Here is a 21,841-nt window from a genome sequence, read left to right as displayed (position 1 = left end):
TTCCTATCTATCCGCACTATTTCATAGGGGGTTAAACCTATCTTTATCCGCTTTTAGATACATTATTGTAATATCCTTGTAATCTCTATGTAACATATTACTATAACGCCATCACAGGGAAAATATTATTAAGTTGGATCATAATATTTCTTAAGGATTTGATCAAAAAAAGTTCACAAATGAAAGTTTGAGCATTTGTGAACTTTTTTGTTACTTATGATAAGGCAAACCATTAATAATGGTAAATGCCCGGTAAATCTGTTCGGTTAATACCAACCGCATTAATTGGTGAGGGAGGGTAAAACGACCAAATGAAATTTGGGTATCAGCACGTTTTAAAACTTCTGGACTAAGACCCAAAGAACCACCAATCACAAAGGTAATATCACTATGACCATACGTGGTTAACTGGTTAATCTCCTTAGTAAATTCTTCCGAAGTCCGCTCTTTTCCCTTAATCGCTAAAGCATAAACGTACTCCTTATCCTTAATCTTCTCCAGAATCCGCTCGCCTTCCTTCGCCATTACCTCATTCATTTCAGCCTGACTTAGTGACTCTGGCGCCTTTTCGTCTGGAACTTCAACAATTTGAAATTTGCAAAAACGACCAAGTCGCTTTGAATATTCCGCAATTCCTGCTTTAAAATACTTTTCTTTTAATTTGCCAACACCAATAATTTTAATATTCAACTTATCCACCACTTTCAACATTTTATCCACAGGATTATCCACAAGTAATTAATTATAATTCCTTTTTTCCCGAATGTTCGGTAGGAAAAACAAATTGAATGCGCTTACTACCTTTTTACTTATCCACAGTTATCAACAAAAACAACCGTTCGTCAGTAACGCTTGAATTGCTTGATATGACAAGGATTTTCTCTTACCGCTTTTAAGATAATCCACTTATCCACAACATAATTTCCAACTTGTGGATAAGTTTTACACATCGATAATGACTGTTATCAAGGCACTTTTACAATAGTAAAATAATTTTGCTGATTTTTCCACTAACTTTTCCACAAGCTAATTCACAGCCAATTTTGGTTAAAAAATAACACGGATTGTGGTCCCAAAATCACGATCCGTGGATTGCTGAATATTTAACTAATAGAATAGTTCAATCATTCGTTTTTTTTCAAGATTAAGCATACTTATGAGCAATCTTTCCACAAACCGCAGCTACGATTGCTGAAAGCAGATCATCAATAAAAGTATTAACATGCAAGTCTGAAGTATCAAACTTCTTCATGATCCCAGACTTTACCCGGTCAAAATAGCCAAAGTTTGTTGTTCCAATTGTTCCATAAATCGTTGCAATTTGAAGCGCAATTGTTTCATCTACTCCAAACACTCCAGCATCATTTTTAATAATTGAAGCAAGCGGCTCATCAACTTGCCCTTCTTCTGTTAACCGATCCAATTCCAACATGACCATTGCGTTATTCATTAACTCTCGCTTATGCATAACGTCAACAACAGCATCTTCACACTCTTTCAGCGTAACATCAGGTTCATACTGACGCTGGGTTTCATAAACAATCTTTGCCAAATCTGATTGAGTTACTCCACGCTTTGCAAGCCTGTCTACCACAAAATCATAGGCCTTAGTATCAGGATACTTAAATTTAGGATTATTCATCTTCATTTCTCCCCACTTCTATTAATGATTTTATTATAATGCAAATAATACTAAGGACAACCTATCTTCAATTTTCAAAAAAGGAGGTCAGGAAATAACCCGACCTCTTCACTGTTTTAAAGATAATACTGCAACAGCGCAGTAGCTGGCTGGCAGTTCAAATGCTGATCGATCAGTATTTGAACAACCCCTAGTAGACTCTTAAATGGGTTAATTTCCAGCTCCCTCATACTTAATTTATTTTGCCAGCTTCAATGTTGCTGTATGAGACTGACCATCACGGTAATAAGTTACCTTAGTCGTGTCGCCTACTTTGTACTTATACAATGCTGATTTTAGCGAGCTAGTATTCGTAATCTTAGTATCGCCAAGTTTTGTAATAACATCATACTGTTCAAGACCTGCTGTTTGCGCATTTGAGCCGCTCTGAACATCCATGATAACGACACCCTTAGTAATACTTGATGGTAATTTGAGAACAGACTGTTGCTGATCGGTTGTTACTCGACTTAAGTCAATCATACTAATTCCCAGTGAAGGCCGAGAAATCTTACCATTCTTAATTAACTGGTTGATAATCTTAACCACTTCGTTACTTGGAATAGCAAAGCCCATCCCCTCAACGGAAGAGCCATCACTACTTCCGGCTAACTTCATCGAGTTAATCCCGATTACTTGACCAGCCATGTTAATTAATGGACCACCGGAATTACCTGAATTAATTGCTGCATCAGTTTGGATAACAGAAGTTAATGTTCCGTCTGTCCCACTCTTTAGCGTCCGACTCTTTGCAGAGATAATCCCCTTAGTCACGGTATTAGCATACTCACTACCCATTGGTGAACCGATTGCTAAAACGTCTTGACCAGCCGCGATTGAGTTTGAGTTTCCAAATTCGGCAACCGTTTTAACGTTAGCTGAGTTTATCTTTAAAACTGCTAAATCAGTCGCAGAATCTGAACCAACAAGACTAGCATCCACCTTGCGGCCATTGCTTAGAATTACTTGCAACGCATTTGAACCCTTAACAACATGGTTATTAGTAACGATATAGGCAGAATTACTGCTCTTTTTATAAATTACTCCAGAACCTTCGCTGGCTGTCTGAAGTTTACCAGAGTTTTGTGAACCATCTGAACTAGAAGAGTCACCGCTAGTTTGACCACCAAACATTCCCATAATTCCTTGATTGGATGACTGAACTTCCTGCTTATTAATAACACTAACAACAGCATCCTTTGTAGAATCATAAGCCTTGGTTGCTTGATTGCTTAAGTTCGCCTTATTTTTATTTACTTTAGTTCCTCCAGACTTGCTTGAGCCTGCAGGAACGTTCGTGCTAGCGGTTTGAACATGATTTTCAATCACATTACCAATTCCTAGCGAAAGGCCGCCACCGATTAGACCAGCGACAAGACCCACTCCAGCCACTTTTAGCCAAAATTTATTTTTAGTTTTTCGCTGTTTTTGGTTTTGGTCACTCATCAAATAACTCCCCCAATCTCATAATTATCAAGTTCAATATATCGTTAAATTATGAAAAAAGCTTGAAATTTCATCTGTCTTTTGATGACTATTACACTGTTAAAAGTTTGCTTGGCTTATCTGGCTCCGCGTCCACAAGTTGGAAATCATGGTTAACACCAAAATCATGCCTCTCCATCATCGTTGCCACGGTCAGGTGAGCTAATGAACGCATATTATTGTGCTGACTCCGGTGACCTAAGAAAATTCGCTTGGTCCGCGAACCAAGAACGTCCATCAATGCATCTGCTCCCTCTTCATTAGAAAGGTGTCCCGTATCGCTTAAGATCCGTTGCTTTAATGGCCAAGAATATGGCCCCATCCGTAACATCTCCGTATCATGATTACATTCCATTAGGTAGGCGTCTGCATTTCGAATTGTCCCTTCAACCCGGTCAGAAACATAACCAGTATCCGTAATTATACAAAAGGTCTTGTTATTATGGTGAACCTGATAGAATTGCGGTTCCGCTGCATCATGGGAAACGGCAAAACTTTCAACGTCAATGTCTCCCAAATCCTTAACACTGTTTGGTGCGATAATATGCTTTTGCTCTAACGGAACTTTACCAATTTTACTGGCCATTGCATCCCAAGTTCCCTGATTTGCATAGATATCCATTCCATAGCGTCGGGCGAGCACGCCTACTCCATGGCAGTGATCAGTATGTTCGTGCGTTACAAAAATTGCATCAACATCTGTTAGTGACCGGTCAATCTTCGCCATTAAATTTTCGATCCGTTTGCCACTTAATCCAGCATCAATCAAGATTCGATGCTCATTGGTTTCCAAGTAAGTTACATTCCCTGTACTCCCACTCGCCAAAATACTGTAACGTAATGGGTCCTGTTCTGTCACCTCAGATTACTCCTTTACTTCTGATTTAGTGCTTCAGTATTAACACTAGTAGTTGTATTTTTCATTATGGTACTGTTAAAAGCATTAATTGAGATTCGTTCAACCGCTCCTGAGTTCTTAGTTTTAATCTCCGCAACCCAGGTTGGAATATAGACATTCCGGTTGTTAGTATTTGTACTTAATAATCTTGAATACCCTAACTGAACCCACCGAATTCGTGAATTGTTTGGAATCTGGTTATGTTTGTACAGCCAAACAACAGCCCGTTTTTGACTAATCGTGGCCGTTTCTGGACGAAGAATTCGTACGCCCTCTAAAAAGGTCTGCGTATAGCTCGTTACTTCATGGTTAGAATTTACCCGAAAACGAATCTGCCCATCATTGTTCATTACCGGCCGTCCTTCAACCATTTGTGTATAAACAATTACACGTTTCGTTGAAAGGTTTGGGTTGTATTGGTAATGCTTCCCTAATGCTATCTGATGGCTGTTATGAACTAGTTCATTTAGTCGCACATTAGGCGTTTCGATATTAACGTTAATCGGATCGTTAAATTCACTCGTTAAGGTATTGCTCGAAAAGTGTGTTTCTTGATTATGAAGCCGGGTTGATGCATTATCTAACGCACCATCTTCAGTAGAACGGTAACCTGAAAGATAGTATCCTTTTTGCTGACCACCATTTATTTTTCCATAACTAATCGAATCATCTTTCATTTCTTTCAAAATTACGGATGAGCGACTGCTTTGGTTATTCGTTACGATAAAGCGGTTTTCGACCAATAATGAACTCGCAATAATTACATCAAAGAGTAAGAAAGCAAAGAAAAAGATCCATTGAATTCGTTTAAAGTCCATTTTCCAATGCCCCCTTACTTCTGTAATTCGGTGTAATCAACCCACTGTCCATGATAGTCAACAAAGTAGGTTGGCGTTAACTTAACAGTACTGTTATCACTTGTATTTTCTTTCCAAAGGTAACCAACTCTGATCCCTTTAATATCCTTAAGTCGGTTACTTGCCCGAAGCTGCTTAAAGACCGTGGTCGTTGAAGGAAGACGAACCGGCTTATGATTAATCGGCAATGGAACTTGAATACTATATAAGCTCAACCACGTTTTATTCATTCCGTTAACCTTTGATGACATCCGAATATCGCCATACCCAACAGAGTTAAAAATTGGAAATCCTTCGACATAGCTTCGGTAATTAATGGTCCGCTGATGATCACTAATCCCATCATAGCGGAGATTATCCATTGGAATCCCAGTTTTAGCGATTCGATTAAAGAAGTAACTATATAGCTGACTAGATTTAGGCACATCATCATGACTTACATAATTCTCATAATGGACGGTACCGTTTTGGTGATTATAAATTACCCGCTTATTTTCACCATCACGATAAACCGTCGTGTCTCCCTTACGTTCGGTTGTAATTGAAGACTGCTTATTTGTACTAATAAGGTTTTGGCTTAAGGTATCAATATTTTGTGCTGTTACCTGGTAGCCAAAAACCGGTAATGTAAAGCTCTTTGGGTAAAGGAGCATCGTTTGACCGTGAATAATTTTATGATCAACTTCTACTTTTGCTGTCCCCTTAATCAAGGAATTTAAGCTACTATTACCCTTTGCCTGGTTAATTCGTGTCCGGTAGACTTTATAGCCGCGATCATTTAATAAATAAATATTCCGTGGATTATTTAACGGAATTAAAATATGGTCAATCTGCTTAACCCGACTAGTATCAATCGACTGCGAAAAAGTCTCATTAAAGATTGTTCCCGTAATACTGTCCGGATAACTTACCATTAGCGAATTAGGCTGGTGAAGATAGCTAAGGTAAACGTCGCTATTATCACTTTTTACCAGACTAGCGCGTCCTAACTGATAACTGCGTAATTGGTGCCGAATAGTCGTAATCAAATTTTTCCGTGAGCTATACAGTAAGAATTGTTGTTGATTAGCATCAACATGTACCACCTGGGTCGGCAAATATAAATCACCGATTGACTGGGTTGTATTGAGGTTTCGTGAATTCGAACTATCTCTCGTTCGTTCATATTGTATAGGGTTGGACCAAATTGCAGCAGTTAAGAACAAACTGATTACCACTACAATGGTTAACGCAATGGCTAACCAATTAGTTTTGATCTTTTTGATCATCCCACTCGTCCCCCTCTTCATATGGTACGTATGGTAAGGAAATGTAGAAAGTTGAACCCTTTCCTTCAACACTATCAACCCAAATTTGACCACCAAGCATGTTTACAACCTCTTTGGAGATGGCAAGACCAAGTCCTGTACCTCCCTGTTTTCGACTTCGCGCCTTATCAACCCGGAAGAAGCGGTCAAAAATATGGCTTAAATCCTTTCGTGGAATTCCAAGTCCCTGATCAGAGATACTCATAATAACATGATTGTGCGTTTCTAATAACCGAGCAGTAATTACACCACCATCTGGCGAATACTTAATCGCATTATTCATGATATTGTCAATAACTTGAGTAAACTTATCGGTATCAATTTCAACCCATAAATCCTTCTTGGTAAAGAAGCGCTCGATCGTGTACTTTTTCTTTTTCGGATCTTCTTCTTTCTTAATAATCATATCAAACCGATTCAGAATATAGTTAAAAAGCTCGTTAATATTAACGTACTCAAGGTTTAATTTTGTGGTACCAGCATCCATCCGTGAAAGACTCAGTAGGTCATTAATCATCCGGATCATTCGTTCAGTTTCATCCTGAACAACCTTTAGAAATTGGGGTGCAATTTCTTTATCTTGCCATGCACCATCACTTAATGCTTCAACATAGCTCTTAACACTGGTCAATGGCGTCCGCAATTCATGGGAAACATTAGAAACGAATTCTTTTCGTTCCTGCTCCTCCTTTTGCTGACTAGTAACGTCATGAAGAACACAAACTAACCCACTAACAAATCCGGATTCTCGCTGAATTGGTGAGAAGTAAGCATTCAATATCAAATTACTTCCCGAATTCGACATATCGAGAATCATTTCTTTCTGTTCACTATTGACAAGTTGACGAACAGTATAGTCATGACGAATATCAAGGACATCAATGATTGATTTTCCAATTAGCTCATCTTCATGTTCTACCCCTAACAACTGGAGTGCCATGTTATTAACGATTGTTACGTTACCGCGCCGGTCCGTTGCCAAGACTCCATCAGACATGTGTGATAAGACACTATCCAACCGCCGTCGCTCAGAATCACTCGACTCTTGCGCCTCCTCAACCCGAACTGAGAGGTTGTTAACCGCCCCGGCTAATTGGCCTAACTCATCATTTCCCATTACTCGAACTTGACCGGAAAAATCACCACGGGCAATTCGAAGGGTTTGTTTCCGCATTTCTTCAATCGGTCGAGTTATTTCCTGGGAAATAATAATTGCTAGCAATAATCCAATTACAATCGTGATTAAGGCAGCAGAAAGGTAAATTAAAGTGATGCTGTTAATGTTAGAGTAAACACTCTCTAAGCTGGCACGAAGGTAGACAACCCCCACCACGTTATTATTACTATTGTCCACTAACGGAATAATATTAACGTAGTAGCGTGTATGATTGCTATTATCATAGATGTTTTCGGTATGAGAACGGTTATTAACCAACGTTGCCTTGACCATTTGCTCGGTAGTTTTTTGACCAATCATATTTCGATTATCGAAATTACTGGTTCCACGAACAACGCCTTGACTATCAATTACCCGAATCTCTGAAATATTGTTGTTGTTAACCTCAGCCAAAATTTTCCGGATATTTTGATTAGCCTTCTTATGGTTAGTATTTACTAACTGTTCACTTAACGAATTATCCACGTAAGAAGGAAGCTCAATTGTTTGCTTAAACGTATTTAAATTCTGATGTTCCAATTGACGCACAAAAACCGCCCCAACGCATTCCAACGTTAACATTAACATTAACGCGAAAACGAGGGCGATTTTAAATTTAATTGACTGATAAAATTTTAATTTGCTGTTCACAACTGGCTAGCCTCTAATTTTGATCAGGATTTGCTAAGTAGTAACCAACACCACGACGAGTAATTAACCATTGAGGATGACTTGGATTGTCTTCAATTTTTTCCCGAAGCCGACGAACAGTAACATCGACGGTCCGTACATCACCAAAGTAGTCATAGCCCCAAACCGTTTGCAAGAGGTGCTCACGGTTAATTACCTGTCCAATATGTTCTGCAAGGTAGTGGAGGAGTTCAAATTCACGGTGAGTTAAATTAATGTTTTCACCACGCTTGGAAACTGTATATGCCTCTGGGTGAATTACTAAGTCACCAACTTGAATGTCAGTGTTATTATCCTCTTCAGCTGGTGCCTTAACTGCCGCTTGACGACGAAGATTTGCCTTTACCCGAGCAACTAATTCACGATTAGAAAATGGCTTGGTAACATAATCATCAGCACCAAGTTCTAGGCCAAGGACCTTATCTAATTCAGAGTCCTTAGCAGTAACCATAATAATTGGGGTAGTGTGTTTTGCCCGTACTCGCTTAGCTACTTCAAGACCATCAATCTTAGGCAACATTAAATCCAAAATAATTAGATCAGGTTTTTCACCTTCAACTTTTTCTAGGGCTTCTTCCCCATCAAAGGCAACAACGACTTCATAGCCTTCTTTTTCAAGATTAAATTTGATGATATCTGAAATTGGCTTTTCATCATCAACAACTAAGATTTTTTTTGCCATATCAATACTTACCTCCACATAGGTACAGTTGATTATTATCGTTATTAAGGACTGAAAATCTAGTAATTTTCAGCTTTATTTATGATTTTAATTAATCCACTAAAAGGGCGAAAAATCACTAATAGATCGCCCAATTACTCTTTTAACATTATACCACATCAGTAAAAGATCAATTTAAATTCCAATAAATTATTGACAGTGTTAAAGAATGATGATACATTTATATATGTTCTGATTGAACAAGATATATGGGCAGTTAGCTCAGCTGGCAGAGCAACGGACTCTTAATCCGTGGGTCCAGGGTTCGATCCCCTGACTGCCCATCAGAGGTTTACAAGATCACCATTTTGGTGGTCTTTTCTTTTTTTAAATTTTTTCCTTGATTGTTACCCAACGTCATTAGGTAAGATAAAACTATTTAGAAAGGAGGAATAGCTAGCGCTTACTAGCGGACAGTTAGCTCAACGATGTCATACTTCTATTAGAACAGTTCAATACTATGATCAAAAGGGATTACTCCATGCTAAAAGAAGCCACAGTAATCGGCAGGAGTATGATAAAAAAGATCTTTTACGTCTTCAACAGATCCTTACCTACCGTAAGCTCGGCTTTAAGCTTAATGATATTCAAAAGCTAATGGATCATGACCAATCAGCTCAAATTCTATCATCATTAATTGATAAGCAAACAAATTTGCTACAAGAACAACTTCACCAAGCCGAGTCAAAGCTTGAAGGATTGAAATACTTACAAAGACAGCTTAATTCAATAGATAATTTTTCAACTGAAGTACAAGAAGAGGTGTTATCTAGTATGAATATGACAAAAAAGCTCCATTATTTACGGTTAAAAATGTTGGGATGGGGACTTATTGTTGATTTTCTGTTGTGGGGAAGTTTGATATACGTTATTTACCATGGCGCTTCAATTTGGTGGTTTGTTTTAGGATTAATTTTCTCTCTTGCTATCAGTGGTGAGCTTACCTATGCTTATTACCAACACTCATTATATCTATGTCCTCATTGTCATTCTGAATTTGTTCCTTCATTTAGAGAGTGGATTTTGGCCGTTCATACCCCAAATATGAAGAAACTAACCTGTCCCCATTGCCAACAAAAGAACTTCTGTATTGAAGAGTACCGATAAAGCAATCCCCGAATGCCCTAAAACTGACATTCGGGGATTGCTTATTTATTCATCTAATTCATTATCTTCCCATACCTTACGAATCATTGGGTATTTCAAATCACCAACTTGACTTACTTGGTACTTAGCTGCTTTAAGTTCATCAGCGTTACCAACGCCAATTGAAATAACGTTAGTCGCATTCATTTGTTCAATTTGCTTAGCGTTAGAGCCAATCCCGACACAAGCAGCTGGCTGAACGTTTAACTCTTGGCTTGCTTTTAAATATGGATTCTCGTCGTCTAATGGTGAAACAAAGGCATCAAAGAAGTCATCGACCTTTAATTTCTGGAGAATTTCTTTTGCATGTCCATCAACATCATTAACAGCAATATCGACATAATGATCATAGAAATTATTTAGTAAACGTTTGGCATTCGGATAGAGTTGCTCCTCACCGATTCCATTAATTACCTTACTGTACATTTCATACTGCTCGTTAAGTAACTCATCCTCATTAGCATCAGTTTGGCTAAAATGCTTCAAGATAATTGCTAATGCTTGATGACGATCTAATCCAGCAACTTGACTAGCCATTTTTCCTGGTAATCCCATTCCAAACTCATACATTGCTAGTTCTCGCCACGCTTGGAATTGAAGTTTATCGGTATCTAAAATAATTTTGTTTAAACTAAGAATTGCACCCTTCATTATTGTCATTCCCTTGCTTAATATTCTTAACTCCTACTTTACAGATACTGATAGTGATATTCAATCATTTCCCCTTAAACTTGGAAACTGATAATTTTACTTTCTTCAAAAAATGTCTTGCAAATTCAATTAAAGATTGATATTATAATACCTGTTGTCAATGACATGGGTAGTTAGCTCAGCTGGCAGAGCAACGGACTCTTAATCCGTGGGTCCAGGGTTCGATCCCCTGACTGCCCATCATTATTAAAAAGGCCACCGATTATTCGGTGGCCTTTTTTGTTATACTTATTAATAATATGTATTTACAAGGTGGTTACTATGCTAGTCGCTTACTTGGTATTTCTCCTCATCGCATTAGGAATTATCTATGCCGGCTTTCAAATTTATAAAGGAAATTCCGCTTATTTTCAATTGTTATACGGTCAGCTTCTTAGCAAAAAGGATAAAGATAATTACATTAGGCTTCACCACCGTGCATTAGGATTACTATATATTGGTATTGGAATAATTACGGTTATTATTCTTACCTTTTTTCAATTTAAGCATTAGCAAAACCTAAAAACATAGTTACCAGCATTGCAATAAATTTTTGTTTTCACTCATCTTTATTTAAGCCAAACTAAAGTAGAACTTGTGGTATTTATTACGGGTTCTATTTTTTCTTTATATAAGGCAAAGAAGAAAACAACCTAAGATTATTTTCATTTTGAACTAATCTTAGGTTGTTTCTATCTAGGTACTTGAAAATTGATTTCAAGCATCTTTCAAATAACTAGGTCCTTCTTATCAAAGACTAACCTCACCAACAACATTCCGATCAAAGAATTTGGCAACCTGATGAACATCCATTTCCTGTCCTAAGGCCCACATTAACTTGGTGATGGTACTTTCAGAAGTCATATCATGAGCACTGATTGCTCCCTTTAGCAAGGCTTCACGACCAACTTCGTACTTAGTTAAGTCACTCCGTTCGTATAAGCACTGACTTGTCGCAATTACGGGAATCCCATTTTTAATTAATTCACCGATCGCACCAACCATGTTTCGGCGAATGAAATTCATTCCACCAAGTCCATAGCCTTCAATCACAATTCCCTTACAACCATTTTCAACCATCGCAAACAAAAGTTGTGGGTCAAATCCAGGGAATAACTTAACTAGAGATACATGAGGATCAATCTTCGTGTTTAATGTACAGTGATCGGCATGGGGAAAGTTAACTTGTTGCGGATTAAAAACTAAGCCATCCGATGTTACTGTCGCAACTGGTGGGACATTAACACTTTCAAAAGCATTAAAGTTCGTTGTCCGCACCTTCACGCTTCGACAACCCAACATTACCTTCTCGCTAAAGGCTAAATAAATGCCCGGCCGACATGTTGCAGCTGCCGCAAATGCCAACCGTAAATTATCCGGAGCATCACTTAAGATCACGTTAATCGGTACCTGACTTCCCGTAAGGACTACTGGCAAGTTAATTCCCTGTAACATAAATGAGAGCATTGATGCTGTATAGGCCATTGTATCAGTCCCATGTGAAACAACAATGCCGTCATAATCATTTCGATATTCGTAAATCTTCTTAGCAATAAATTCCCATTCTTCAGGCTGAATATTTGATGAGTCTAGCTGTAAAATATCGCGAACTTCAATTTCATACGGGAGTTGACCGAGCATCTGAATTAACCCTTCACCAGATTCTCGAGGAACTAATCCTGAATCTGAAGCAACTGATGCAATGGTTCCTCCCGTTGAAAGCAATAGTATCTTTTTCATTTATTCTTGCTCCATCGTCTTATTTAACGTTGATTATACAACATAATTTCATTCTACAGAAAAAGGAAGTATTTGGCAGTTACTAAGAAACTTGCCTCATACTTCCATTATATTTCCCGGGTAATATTTTTAATAATGAACTGTTCGTGATTGGTTCGCCTTAACTACAATAAAGACAATTGCCAAGGTAACGAAAACAGCTACCGCGCAAACAACGAACAGGATCCGATAACTGGAAAGTTCAATTAAAATTCCACCAAATAACGGTCCGATTGCTTTTCCCAATGAAGAAAAGGCATTCAGAATTCCCTGATACTTGCCTTTAATGTTAACCGGTGATAGTTCATTAACGATTGCCGGCATAGTTGGAAATGCGGTTGCTTCTCCGATCGTTAGCACTGTCATCGCTAAGACAAACCAAATGTAGGACTTAGCAAATAACAATAGAACAAAGGAGAAACCAACTGTGAAGAGTCCAAGAAATACCTGCAAATATAAGTTTGAACGGTACCGATTAATCCAAGTAATAATTAACTGAATAATCACAATTAAGACTCCGTTAAGCGTCCATAACAGACTATACTTGGTCATTGAAATTCCCTGATCTGTCATAAAGACGGAAAGGTTACTTGCCCATTGTTCATACATCGTCCAGATAATCATAAGTGCCGCAAAGAAGGTCCAGCTAATGACCAGGTTACTAACCGGCATCTTCACTTGCTTCTCACTATTTTCAACTTCCACATCTACTTCCCGATTACTCCTTCGACTGCTCTTATTATCCTTAAAAAAGAAAAAGACAACGGCACTAAAAAGAACATAAAGGACTGTCGTAATCGAGAACATTGGTGAAATATTACCATGAGCATACTGGTAAAGCGGACCGACAATTGTTGTTCCAATCACCATTCCTAAATTATTGGCAAAGTACAACATGTTAAAAACATATCGCCCATCTTGTCCAGATTGAGTTCCGTAAGAGTTCACCATGGTAATTATCCAACCATTCATAAAGCCGACGCCAGTCAATAGGATTCCATAAACCGGCCAACCATTAAATGCAATCAATAATCCCATGATTACAGTTGCCGTAACTGTCCCGCCAAGCATTAATTGCCGCGGATTTTTCTTATCAAATAACGTCCCGGCGATATAACTCCCCACAACATTAGCACCGGAATACAAAAGCAGGACAATCCCTGAAACAGTTAATGATTCATGAAGCTGTTGATACATGTAAATGGTAGTTAACGGCCAAACAAAACTATTACCGATACTCCCTAAAAACATTCCCAATAGCAACCATTTTAATTCAATTCCTTGACGGTTCATCTTACGCCTCCTCTTTTCTTAATCACCTTTTTAATAAAACGAATCTATCATCTTGACTATAACTCTTTTTATTATCAAATGGTTGATAGAAACTTACATTCTTTTAAAAACGCACAAAAGGGCCCCTATGATCTCTCTTAGATGCCCTTATTATTCGATTAATTATTATCTTCTGGAATATACGAAACAGAAGCAAATTTGTTATATGACTTCGCAAATAACAGCTTTACCGTTCCCCGCGGACCACTACGATTTTTTTCGATAATGACTTCAACTTCACTCACGTTTGATCCATCATCATTATCCTGCTGAGAATTATTTTGATTATCTTCACCGTCACCATCCTCATCGTGATCATAGTAATCATCACGATACAGGAAACTAACAATATCCGCATCCTGTTCAATCGACCCGGATTCCCGAATATCTGAAAGTACTGGTCGTTTATCTTGTCGTTGTTCAACTCCACGAGAAAGCTGAGAGAGGGCAATAACTGGCACCTCTAATTCCTTGGCGAGCTTCTTTAATTGCCGCGAAATCTCAGAAACTTCCTGTTGTCGGTTATCGGGATTTGTCCCTTCAATTAGTTGAAGGTAATCAATCACAATTAGTCCAAGATTTCCCTTTTCTTTTGCTAGTCGACGACACCGTGCACGAATTTCTGCAACCTTAATTCCAGCAGTATCATCAATATAAATATTAGCCTTAGAAAGGGAGCCAGTTGCGATAAAAAGACTATTCCACTCATCTTGAGTTAACTGCCCCGTCCGCAAGTGGTTAGCGTTAATGTTTCCTTCAGCACAGATCATCCGGTTAACGAGAGACTCTGCTCCCATTTCCAGACTAAAGATTGCGACAGCGGTATCCGAACTAGTTGCAACATTTTGGGCAATATTTAGTGCGAATGCAGTTTTCCCAACAGCAGGTCGCGCAGCAATAATTACTAACTCATCCTTATGCAGCCCCGTTGTCATTTCATCCAGTTGCTGATAACCAGTTGATAATCCTGTAACTTCACTATCGTTTTTCGATAAGTCATTAACGTGTTTTAAAGAAGCTTCTAGGACATCCTTAATGTTTTGAAAACCATTCTGGGTATTATCTTGAGAAACCTGCATAATTTGCTGTTCAGCATTATCAAGCAGATCCGACACGCTATCATTATCAGCATAACTATTATTAATAATCTTGGTTGCTGTATTAATTAACCGTCGTCTCGTTGCCTTATCATGAACAATTTTGGCATAATAGGCGACGTTGGCTGCTGTCGGCACTGCCGTAGCAATTTCAGCAATATAAGCAACTCCACCAATATTTTCGGTCTGATTATCCTTGTCCAGGGCACTCCGGATCGTCACCACATCAATTGGCTGGTCTTCATCATTCAAATCAACCATCTTCTGAAAGATGATTTGGTGAGCTTTACGGTAAAAATCGCGTGGTTCTAAATATTCCATTGCATCAGCCAGGGCATCTTTACTTAAAAAGACAGCTCCAAGAACTGCCTTTTCCGCATCGATGTCACGTGGCTCTTCTTGCACTGGTGCATTATCCATGACGATACGCTCCTTTAATCAATGAGCTTACTTTTCAGCAATGTGAACTCGAATTTCAGCCATTACTTGTGGGTGCAATTTAATTGGCACGTTAACATAACCCAACGCCTTAATTGGTGCTGCAAGCTCAATCTTCCGCTTATCAATTTTGACGTTGAATTGCTTTTGTAATGCAGTTGCAATTTGTTTTGTTGAAATTGAACCAAACATCCGGCCATCAGTTCCGGCCTTTCCACTCAATTCAACAACGGTCTTATCATTTTCAAGAACCTTCTTCAACTCTTTAGCCTCAGCTAGTTCTTCAGCAGCGTGCTTTTCTTCTGCACGTTGTTGCCCCGCTAACTGACTCATTGCAGCATGGGTTGCCTGCTTTGCTAAGCCCCGCTTAATGAGGTAATTTTGGGCATAGCCATCAGGAACATCTTTTACTTGTCCACGCTTTCCGCGACCACGAACGTCTTGAATAAAAATAACTTTCATCTTAGTCACTCCTCAGTTGATTCTTTATTTCCATCATCCTCTGTTTTAGCCAATTGGTCAATCAGAGTTTGCTTAACTTCCGCAATTGTTTTGCCCTTAATTTGGGTTGCAGCATTAGCTAGGTGACCACCGCCACCCATTTTTTCCATGATTAATTGAACATTCACATCACCCATTGAACGTGCAGAGATGCAAACCATTCTATCAGCTCGTTTAGTAATAACAAACGAGGCCTCTATCCCGTTAACCTGAAGAAGCATATCTGCCGCTTGAGCAGCCGTTACAGGATCATAGACCTGATCGTCCTCTCCGGCACAGATTGCAATTGAATCATTCAACTCCGCTAATGAAATTAAGTGATTACGTTTCATGAAACTATCTGCATTTTCTTTCATGAACATTTGGATCATCATCCCGTCAGCTCCAGCAGATCGTAAGTAACTTGCTGCATCAAATGTCCGGGTTCCCGCACTTTTGGTAAAGGATTTAGTATCAATTTGAATTCCCGTCAGCATTGCAGTAGCTTCTAGTTTATTCAACCCTTTACCTTCCCGTGGCTGGTATTCAAACATTTCAGTAATTAACTCACAGGTTGATGACGCGTATGGTTCGATGTAAACCAATAATGGATTTTCGGGGAACTCTTCACCGCGTCGGTGGTGATCAATAATCACAAGGCGGTTCTGCAAGCGTTCATAAAGCTCTGGAGCAATCGTAATTCCCTTCTTAGCATGGTCAACCATTACCAAAAGACTATTAGGGGTGGCCTTCTCAAGCGCCTCTTCAGGGGTAATAATATGCTCTTTAATTTCCTGGAAGTTATCCATTTGCTTCAAAAGACGCTGAACATCAGAGTGCGCCTGCTCATCATCAACAACAATCCAACATTCACAGTTATTCATTTCCGCAATTCGGCGAATTCCTAAACAAGCACCCAGTGAATCCATATCAGGGTTCTTATGTCCCATTACAAAGATTTGATCTGCCTGGGCCATTAGCTCCTGAAGGGCCTGACTAATCATTCGTGCTCGAACTCGTGTCCGCTTTTCCATTGGATTAGTTTTCCCACCGTAGAACCGTGCTTCAGAATCCTGAGCGCGAACAACAACCTGATCGCCACCTCGTCCTAGCGCAAGATCAAGGTTATTTTGAGCAGTATCAGCTAATTTTACCAGATCATTTTCACCATAAGCAATCCCAACGCTTAACGTTACTGGTGAGTTCTGTTTTGAAGTGTTTTCCCGAATAATATCGAGAATCTTAAACTTCTTTTCTTCCAATCGTTTCAATGAAATTTGATGTCCAATAATCAAATAATTATCATCATCAATTACCTTCATTAATAAGTGATTCTCTGCCGCCCACTTACTAATTTCTGACGTTACATAGTTATGTAAATTGGAAACATCTGAATCGCTCATCCCCTGAGTTAGTTCAACATAGTTATCTAAATATATGTTTCCCAGAAAGATTTGCTGTTGTTTATAACGCTTATTGATTTCTTCATAGCTTGTCACGTCCATCATGTAGATAACATGATTATCCTTCTGAACCAAGAATTCAAATTGGCGATCCTGCCAAGTAACGATTGTCGGCTGCTTATCATTCCGATGCTCATTTTCTAGTTTGGCAAGCTCGTTATCAACTTCTTTAAGTTTCTTCCCAACAACAATTTTTAGATCAAAGTACTTAGCCATATAGGGGTTAATCCATTGAATTTCGCCCTGCTTATTCATCAAGATCATTCCTAAAGGCATTTCAAGCAGCGCTTCTTGTTGTCCCTGTTCAACCCGATAAGTTAGATCTGCTAAGTACTCATGAGCATCAACAACAATCGTTCGTAAACGACTGATACTAAGCTGACTACCAAAAAGAGCTACCACCAGAATCGCAATCCCAAGAAGCCAATTAATATAGAATCCCAGTACTAGACTAAGAATCGTTAAAATTAAAATGTAAATAAAATTCCATCGAACTGCTGGCTGTTTAAACAGCTCTCGCCAGTATTCTCGACTAATAAGATCTCTCATACTGGTCCTCCCGATTTTAACATTTTTTGTTAATTATTAATTTTTGTTAAACAAATCAGTATCTATAATATCACATTGGTCTATTTGACTGCATCTCAACACTTACGGAATGAAAAATCTTTTAAAAATAAAGAATCGCAACAAATAATTGTTACGATTCTTTATTTTACGGAATTAATCTTCAGCAACGAATGGCAAAAGACCCATAATCCGTGCACGCTTAATAGCGATAGTTAACTTCCGTTGGTTCTTGGCGCTAGTACCAGTAACCCGACGTGGTAAAATCTTACCCCGTTCAGAAATAAACCGACGTAATAAATCAGTGTCTTTGTAATCGATGTAGTCGATGTGGTTTGCGGCGATAAAGTCGACTTTACGACGACGACGGCCGCCACGACGTTGTTGTGCCATGAAATTACCCTCCTATCTGGTTAAAGAATTCTTTAGAATGGTAATTCGTCATCAGATAAATCAATGGATTGACCATCATCCCCATCATTAGGGAATTGATTATCTGGTTGACTTGGTTGGTTACTATTACCACCAAAGCCATTAGACGAATTAGATTGAGGAGCATTATTTCCAGGTTGCGGTTGATTATTATTGTACTGTGGTTGACCTTGACCACCAAATGGTTGTTGGTTGCCATATTGTTGACTACCACCATTTTGGCGTGGTTCAAGCAGTGCAAAATTATCGACAACAATTTCGGTAACATAAACTCGGTTACCTTGTTGATTTTCGTAATTCCGGGTTTGAATCCGTCCTTCGATACCAACTAAGGATCCCTTATGAGTAAAGTTACTAAAGTTTTCAGCAGACTTACGCCAAATGACGCAATTGATAAAGTCAGCATCCCGATCCCCATTTTGGTTTCGGAATTGACGATCAACAGCTAAAGTAAATGATACAACAGCTGTTCCACTGGTTGTGTACCGCAACTCAGGATCTCTTGTTAAGCGTCCAGTAAGTACTGCACGATTAATCATTAGATCTCGTCTCCTCTCTATTAATTGAAGATCAAATTAAGCTTCACGCTTGATGATCATGTGACGTAGGATATCATCGTTGAACTTAGCTAAACGATCGAATTCGTTTAAGGCTTCGTCAGTGTCGGTAGTAAGGTTTACCACGTGGTAAGTACCTTCAGTGTACTTGTCAATTGGGTAAGCAAACCGGCGTGTTGACCAATCCTTGGAATCAGCGATGGTTGCACCATTGTCTTCGAGAATCTTGTCAAAGCGAGCTACAAGGTCGCTCTTTGCAGATTCTTCCATATCAGGACGAATGATGTAAGTAATTTCATATTTACGTGTTTCCATGAATGTTACACCTCCTTATGGACTCTGGCTCTTCCCGTAAAGATTAAGAAGAACAAGGAGAGTAGACGTCTGTTACGTATACTCACAAGAATAAAATATACCACAGACATTGGTTTAAAACAAGGAACAGGTAACAAGAAAATCCTGAATTTGCGGTCTAATTAATAAAGACGTAACAAATCAGGATTTCTATTTTATTTATTCAGTTTTTTCTTCAGTAGTTACTTCTTCAGTTGGATTTTCATTTGATGAAGAATCGTCTTCGCTATCTTCATCACTTTCTTTTTCAACCTTCGCAATCGTTGCAACATGTGTCCCATCATCCATCTTAATTAGGTGAACACCTAATGCTGAACGACCAGTTTGCGATACTGTTTCAACACCGAAACGAATAATCACACCATGGTCCGTGACCAGCATAATATCTTCGTCTCCCTTAACAGTTGTTAAGCCAACCAAAGGACCATTCTTCTTCGTTACATTAACGGTCTTAACACCTAAACCGCCACGACCCTTAATCGGGTACTCGCTAGCAGGCGTTTGTTTACCGTAACCCAACTCACTAATTACTAGGACATTGCTATCATCATCAAGCGGTGCAGTACCGATGACATAATCATCATCCCGCAAGCGAATTCCGCGAACCCCTGCTGCTGAACGGCCCATTGACCGGACAACAGATGAGTTAAAACTTAGGGCGTAACCATGGTGCGTTCCGATAATCATGTTTTGTTGATCCTTAACTATATCAACATGGATCAGCTCATCATTATCGTGAAGGTTAATCGCCTTCAACCCATTACTTCGAATATTCTTAAATTCGGTAACTGGTGTTCGCTTTACGGTTCCCTGCTTAGTGGTAAAGAAGAGGAACTTATCATCATCGTTGGTTTCATGTGAAACGTTAATCACAGCACTAATCTTCTCTTTATTATCAATTCCAAGTAAGTTAATGATTGGAATTCCTTGAGCAGACCGACCGTACTCTGGAATTTCGTACCCCTTCATGGAGTAAACCTTTCCTGAATTAGTAAAGAAAAGGAGCAAGTCATGAGTATCACTAGAAATTAATTGTTCAATGAAGTCATCCTTGTGAACTCCCATTCCCTTAACACCACGACCACCACGGTGTTGAGACTTAAATTCATCTACTGGCAACCGCTTAATGTAACCATTATGCGTTAAGGTGACGATGATTGATTCTTCCTCAATCAAATCTTCATCTTCAATGTTAGTAATATCACCGACTTGAAGTTCTGTCCGTCGCTTATCACCAAACTTCTTTTGAATTTCTAACAATTCATCGTAAATAATTTGGTTGATCCGTTCTTGGTGAGCAAGAATGTCTTTATAATCGGCAATTGCTGCCATTAGCTTCTTGTATTCGGCCTCAATTTTTTCTCGTTCCAAACCAGTTAACCGAACTAACCGCATATCAAGAATTGCTTGAGCTTGACGATCCGATAGTCCATAGTTTTCCATCAATTGGTTTTTCGCAATTTCACTTGTCTGAGAGTTCCGAATAATATTAATGATTTCATCAATATGATCTAAAGCAATTCGTAACCCAGCAACAATATGAGCACGATTTTCAGCTTTCTTTAGATCAAATTCTGTCCGCCGTCGAACAACATTTTCTTGGTGTTCTAAGTAATACTTAAGGATTTCCTTCAAGCTAAGAATCTTTGGTGCGCCATTAACAATTGCTAACATATTGAAATTGAAAGTCGTCTGCATCAAGGTCATCTTGTATAAATTATTCAAGATCACTTCAGCACTAGCATCACGACGAACATCAATTACGATCCGCATTCCTTCACGGTCGGTTTCATCATTAACGTCAGTAATTCCTTCAATTTCCTTATTCCGGGCTAAATCAGCAATCCGTTCAATCAGCTTTGCCTTATTAACCATGTAAGGAATTTCGTGAACAACAATTTGTTGTCTACCGTTCTTTCGTTCTTCAATATCGACTTTAGCCCGAACAACAATTGTCCCTCGACCTGTCTCATAGGCTTTCCGAATTCCAGACTTGCCCAGGACAACGCCACCAGTTGGGAAATCTGGTCCTGGCAAGACTTTCATTAAATCTTCAGTTGTAGCGTCTGGATTATCCATCAGTACGTGGATCGCACTAATAACCTCTCCTAAATTATGGGTTGGAATATTCGTTGCCATTCCGACAGCAATCCCTGAAGCACCATTAACAAGTAAGTTAGGGAACCGCGCTGGTAGCACAGTTGGTTCCTTTTCGGTTCCATCATAGTTATCTTGAAAATCAACAGTATTCTTGTTAATATCCCGTAACATTTCAACGGCAATTTTACTCATTTTGGCTTCGGTATACCGCATAGCAGCGGCACTATCACCATCAATTGAACCAAAGTTACCGTGACCATCAACCAACATGTACCGGTAACTAAAGTCCTGTGCCATCCGTACTAACCCTTCATAGATTGAAGAATCACCATGAGGGTGGAATTTCCCCATAACATCCCCAACAATCCGGGCAGACTTCTTATATGGCTTATCCGGAGTAACCCCTAATTCATTCATCCCGTATAGGATCCGTCGTTGTACTGGTTTCAACCCATCACGCACATCCGGGAGCGCCCGAGAAACGATAACACTCATGGCGTAGTCTAAGAATGAATTTTTCATCTGACTAGTCAGGTTAACGTCCGTGATCCGGTTATTTGATAGATCGTTTTCAGCCACTATCGTTGTTCCTCCTTTAAATTTGAGTGTGA

At 39.1% G+C, this 21,841-nt stretch carries 20 protein-coding genes and 2 tRNA genes; 4 read left to right on the top strand and 18 right to left on the bottom strand.

Features of this window, described 5'->3' with window-relative positions; translation table 11 throughout:
• Positions 1-210: 210 nt before the first annotated feature.
• The 8 genes from rlmH to yycF form a co-directional block, all read right to left on the bottom strand.
• Entirely contained in the window at positions 211-690 is a 480-nt protein-coding gene (gene rlmH, locus PRK60_RS09365; RefSeq protein ID WP_273646038.1) for a 23S rRNA (pseudouridine(1915)-N(3))-methyltransferase RlmH, read from the bottom strand.
• 454 nt (positions 691-1,144) lie between these two features.
• Positions 1,145-1,642: a phosphatidylglycerophosphatase A family protein gene (locus tag PRK60_RS09360; RefSeq protein ID WP_102168507.1), complete on the bottom strand. Its 498-nt coding sequence runs from the start codon at positions 1,640-1,642 to the stop codon at positions 1,145-1,147.
• A 237-nt stretch (positions 1,643-1,879) separates the two neighbouring features.
• Positions 1,880-3,127, bottom strand: coding sequence for a S1C family serine protease (locus tag PRK60_RS09355; RefSeq protein WP_273646036.1), 1,248 nt, complete (start codon positions 3,125-3,127; stop codon positions 1,880-1,882).
• A 91-nt stretch (positions 3,128-3,218) separates the two neighbouring features.
• Positions 3,219-4,025: an MBL fold metallo-hydrolase gene (locus PRK60_RS09350; RefSeq protein WP_102168505.1), complete on the bottom strand. Its 807-nt coding sequence runs from the start codon at positions 4,023-4,025 to the stop codon at positions 3,219-3,221.
• A gap of 14 nt (positions 4,026-4,039) precedes the next feature.
• Positions 4,040-4,882 (bottom strand): two-component system regulatory protein YycI, encoded by an 843-nt coding sequence (locus tag PRK60_RS09345; protein ID WP_102168504.1) that lies wholly within the window; start codon positions 4,880-4,882, stop codon positions 4,040-4,042.
• A gap of 14 nt (positions 4,883-4,896) precedes the next feature.
• Positions 4,897-6,189: a YycH family regulatory protein gene (locus PRK60_RS09340; RefSeq protein ID WP_273646035.1), complete on the bottom strand. Its 1,293-nt coding sequence runs from the start codon at positions 6,187-6,189 to the stop codon at positions 4,897-4,899.
• The gene (walK, locus tag PRK60_RS09335; protein ID WP_148444488.1) at positions 6,167-8,035 is read right to left on the bottom strand and encodes a cell wall metabolism sensor histidine kinase WalK; all 1,869 of its coding nucleotides are present in this window, start codon (positions 8,033-8,035) and stop codon (positions 6,167-6,169) included. Before walK ends, PRK60_RS09340 begins: the two co-directional genes overlap by 23 nt.
• A 13-nt stretch (positions 8,036-8,048) precedes the next feature.
• Entirely contained in the window at positions 8,049-8,756 is a 708-nt protein-coding gene (yycF, locus tag PRK60_RS09330; RefSeq protein ID WP_040530594.1) for a response regulator YycF, read from the bottom strand.
• A gap of 250 nt (positions 8,757-9,006) precedes the next feature.
• Between yycF and PRK60_RS09325 the strand changes: the two genes are divergently transcribed.
• A tRNA-Lys gene (locus tag PRK60_RS09325) sits at positions 9,007-9,079 on the top strand.
• Between the two features lie 157 nt (positions 9,080-9,236).
• On the top strand, positions 9,237-9,902 hold the full coding sequence (locus PRK60_RS09320; protein WP_148444489.1) for a MerR family transcriptional regulator: 666 nt from the start codon (positions 9,237-9,239) through the stop codon (positions 9,900-9,902).
• Between the two features lie 45 nt (positions 9,903-9,947).
• Here the strand turns inward: PRK60_RS09320 and PRK60_RS09315 are convergent, their stop codons facing one another.
• The gene (locus PRK60_RS09315) at positions 9,948-10,592 is read right to left on the bottom strand and encodes an HAD hydrolase-like protein (RefSeq protein WP_216972132.1); all 645 of its coding nucleotides are present in this window, start codon (positions 10,590-10,592) and stop codon (positions 9,948-9,950) included.
• Between the two features lie 167 nt (positions 10,593-10,759).
• Between PRK60_RS09315 and PRK60_RS09310 the strand changes: the two genes are divergently transcribed.
• Both PRK60_RS09310 and PRK60_RS09305 read left to right on the top strand, forming a co-directional pair.
• Positions 10,760-10,832: transfer RNA gene (locus PRK60_RS09310), tRNA-Lys, on the top strand.
• A gap of 81 nt (positions 10,833-10,913) precedes the next feature.
• A complete protein-coding gene (locus PRK60_RS09305) occupies positions 10,914-11,144 on the top strand; it encodes a hypothetical protein (RefSeq protein ID WP_102168026.1) in 231 nt (76 codons plus the stop codon).
• 237 nt (positions 11,145-11,381) lie between these two features.
• Here PRK60_RS09305 and PRK60_RS09300 read toward each other — a convergent pair whose 3' ends face one another.
• From PRK60_RS09300 to gyrA, 9 genes are all read right to left on the bottom strand, one after another.
• Positions 11,382-12,371 (bottom strand): asparaginase, encoded by a 990-nt coding sequence (locus PRK60_RS09300; protein ID WP_102168025.1) that lies wholly within the window; start codon positions 12,369-12,371, stop codon positions 11,382-11,384.
• Between the two features lie 129 nt (positions 12,372-12,500).
• Positions 12,501-13,703, bottom strand: a complete 1,203-nt coding sequence (locus PRK60_RS09295; RefSeq protein ID WP_273646034.1) for an MDR family MFS transporter — start codon at positions 13,701-13,703, stop codon at positions 12,501-12,503.
• A 158-nt stretch (positions 13,704-13,861) separates the two neighbouring features.
• Entirely contained in the window at positions 13,862-15,259 is a 1,398-nt protein-coding gene (dnaB, locus tag PRK60_RS09290; RefSeq protein WP_273646033.1) for a replicative DNA helicase, read from the bottom strand.
• Between the two features lie 27 nt (positions 15,260-15,286).
• Positions 15,287-15,739, bottom strand: coding sequence for a 50S ribosomal protein L9 (rplI, locus tag PRK60_RS09285; protein ID WP_040530596.1), 453 nt, complete (start codon positions 15,737-15,739; stop codon positions 15,287-15,289).
• Between the two features lie 5 nt (positions 15,740-15,744).
• Positions 15,745-17,769 carry a DHH family phosphoesterase gene (locus PRK60_RS09280; RefSeq protein ID WP_102168021.1) on the bottom strand — a complete coding sequence of 675 codons (2,025 nt, stop codon included), beginning with the start codon at positions 17,767-17,769 and terminating at the stop codon, positions 15,745-15,747.
• A gap of 174 nt (positions 17,770-17,943) precedes the next feature.
• Positions 17,944-18,180 carry a 30S ribosomal protein S18 gene (gene rpsR / locus PRK60_RS09275; protein ID WP_003716302.1) on the bottom strand — a complete coding sequence of 79 codons (237 nt, stop codon included), beginning with the start codon at positions 18,178-18,180 and terminating at the stop codon, positions 17,944-17,946.
• Between the two features lie 32 nt (positions 18,181-18,212).
• Positions 18,213-18,758, bottom strand: a complete 546-nt coding sequence (gene ssb / locus PRK60_RS09270) for a single-stranded DNA-binding protein (protein ID WP_102168020.1) — start codon at positions 18,756-18,758, stop codon at positions 18,213-18,215.
• A 36-nt stretch (positions 18,759-18,794) separates the two neighbouring features.
• Positions 18,795-19,091, bottom strand: a complete 297-nt coding sequence (rpsF, locus tag PRK60_RS09265; RefSeq protein ID WP_003716304.1) for a 30S ribosomal protein S6 — start codon at positions 19,089-19,091, stop codon at positions 18,795-18,797.
• Positions 19,092-19,289: 198 nt separating this feature from the next.
• Positions 19,290-21,809, bottom strand: coding sequence for a DNA gyrase subunit A (gyrA, locus tag PRK60_RS09260; RefSeq protein ID WP_102168019.1), 2,520 nt, complete (start codon positions 21,807-21,809; stop codon positions 19,290-19,292).
• Positions 21,810-21,841 lie beyond the last annotated feature (32 nt).

The sequence above is a fragment of the Limosilactobacillus portuensis genome, from assembly GCF_028607025.1.
Lineage (GTDB): Bacteria > Bacillota > Bacilli > Lactobacillales > Lactobacillaceae > Limosilactobacillus > Limosilactobacillus portuensis.
The sequence above is the reverse complement of the archived record's forward strand: the minus strand, read 5'-3'. Positions and strand labels throughout refer to the sequence as shown.

Excerpts from the sequence above, each read along its gene's own strand:
- PRK60_RS09360 (WP_102168507.1), bottom strand. The coding sequence starts at position 1,642 with ATGAATAATCCTAAATTTAAGTATCCTGATACTAAGGCCTATGATTTT.
- PRK60_RS09355 (WP_273646036.1), bottom strand. The coding sequence starts at position 3,127 with ATGAGTGACCAAAACCAAAAACAGCGAAAAACTAAAAATAAATTTTGG.
- PRK60_RS09345 (WP_102168504.1), bottom strand. The coding sequence starts at position 4,882 with ATGGACTTTAAACGAATTCAATGGATCTTTTTCTTTGCTTTCTTACTC.
- PRK60_RS09340 (WP_273646035.1), bottom strand. The coding sequence starts at position 6,189 with ATGATCAAAAAGATCAAAACTAATTGGTTAGCCATTGCGTTAACCATT.
- yycF (WP_040530594.1), bottom strand. The coding sequence starts at position 8,756 with ATGGCAAAAAAAATCTTAGTTGTTGATGATGAAAAGCCAATTTCAGAT.
- PRK60_RS09315 (WP_216972132.1), bottom strand. The coding sequence starts at position 10,592 with ATGAAGGGTGCAATTCTTAGTTTAAACAAAATTATTTTAGATACCGAT.
- PRK60_RS09305 (WP_102168026.1), top strand. The coding sequence starts at position 10,914 with ATGCTAGTCGCTTACTTGGTATTTCTCCTCATCGCATTAGGAATTATC.
- PRK60_RS09300 (WP_102168025.1), bottom strand. The coding sequence starts at position 12,371 with ATGAAAAAGATACTATTGCTTTCAACGGGAGGAACCATTGCATCAGTT.
- PRK60_RS09295 (WP_273646034.1), bottom strand. The coding sequence starts at position 13,703 with ATGAACCGTCAAGGAATTGAATTAAAATGGTTGCTATTGGGAATGTTT.
- dnaB (WP_273646033.1), bottom strand. The coding sequence starts at position 15,259 with ATGGATAATGCACCAGTGCAAGAAGAGCCACGTGACATCGATGCGGAA.
- rplI (WP_040530596.1), bottom strand. The coding sequence starts at position 15,739 with ATGAAAGTTATTTTTATTCAAGACGTTCGTGGTCGCGGAAAGCGTGGA.
- PRK60_RS09280 (WP_102168021.1), bottom strand. The coding sequence starts at position 17,769 with ATGAGAGATCTTATTAGTCGAGAATACTGGCGAGAGCTGTTTAAACAG.
- rpsR (WP_003716302.1), bottom strand. The coding sequence starts at position 18,180 with ATGGCACAACAACGTCGTGGCGGCCGTCGTCGTCGTAAAGTCGACTTT.
- ssb (WP_102168020.1), bottom strand. The coding sequence starts at position 18,758 with ATGATTAATCGTGCAGTACTTACTGGACGCTTAACAAGAGATCCTGAG.
- rpsF (WP_003716304.1), bottom strand. The coding sequence starts at position 19,091 with ATGGAAACACGTAAATATGAAATTACTTACATCATTCGTCCTGATATG.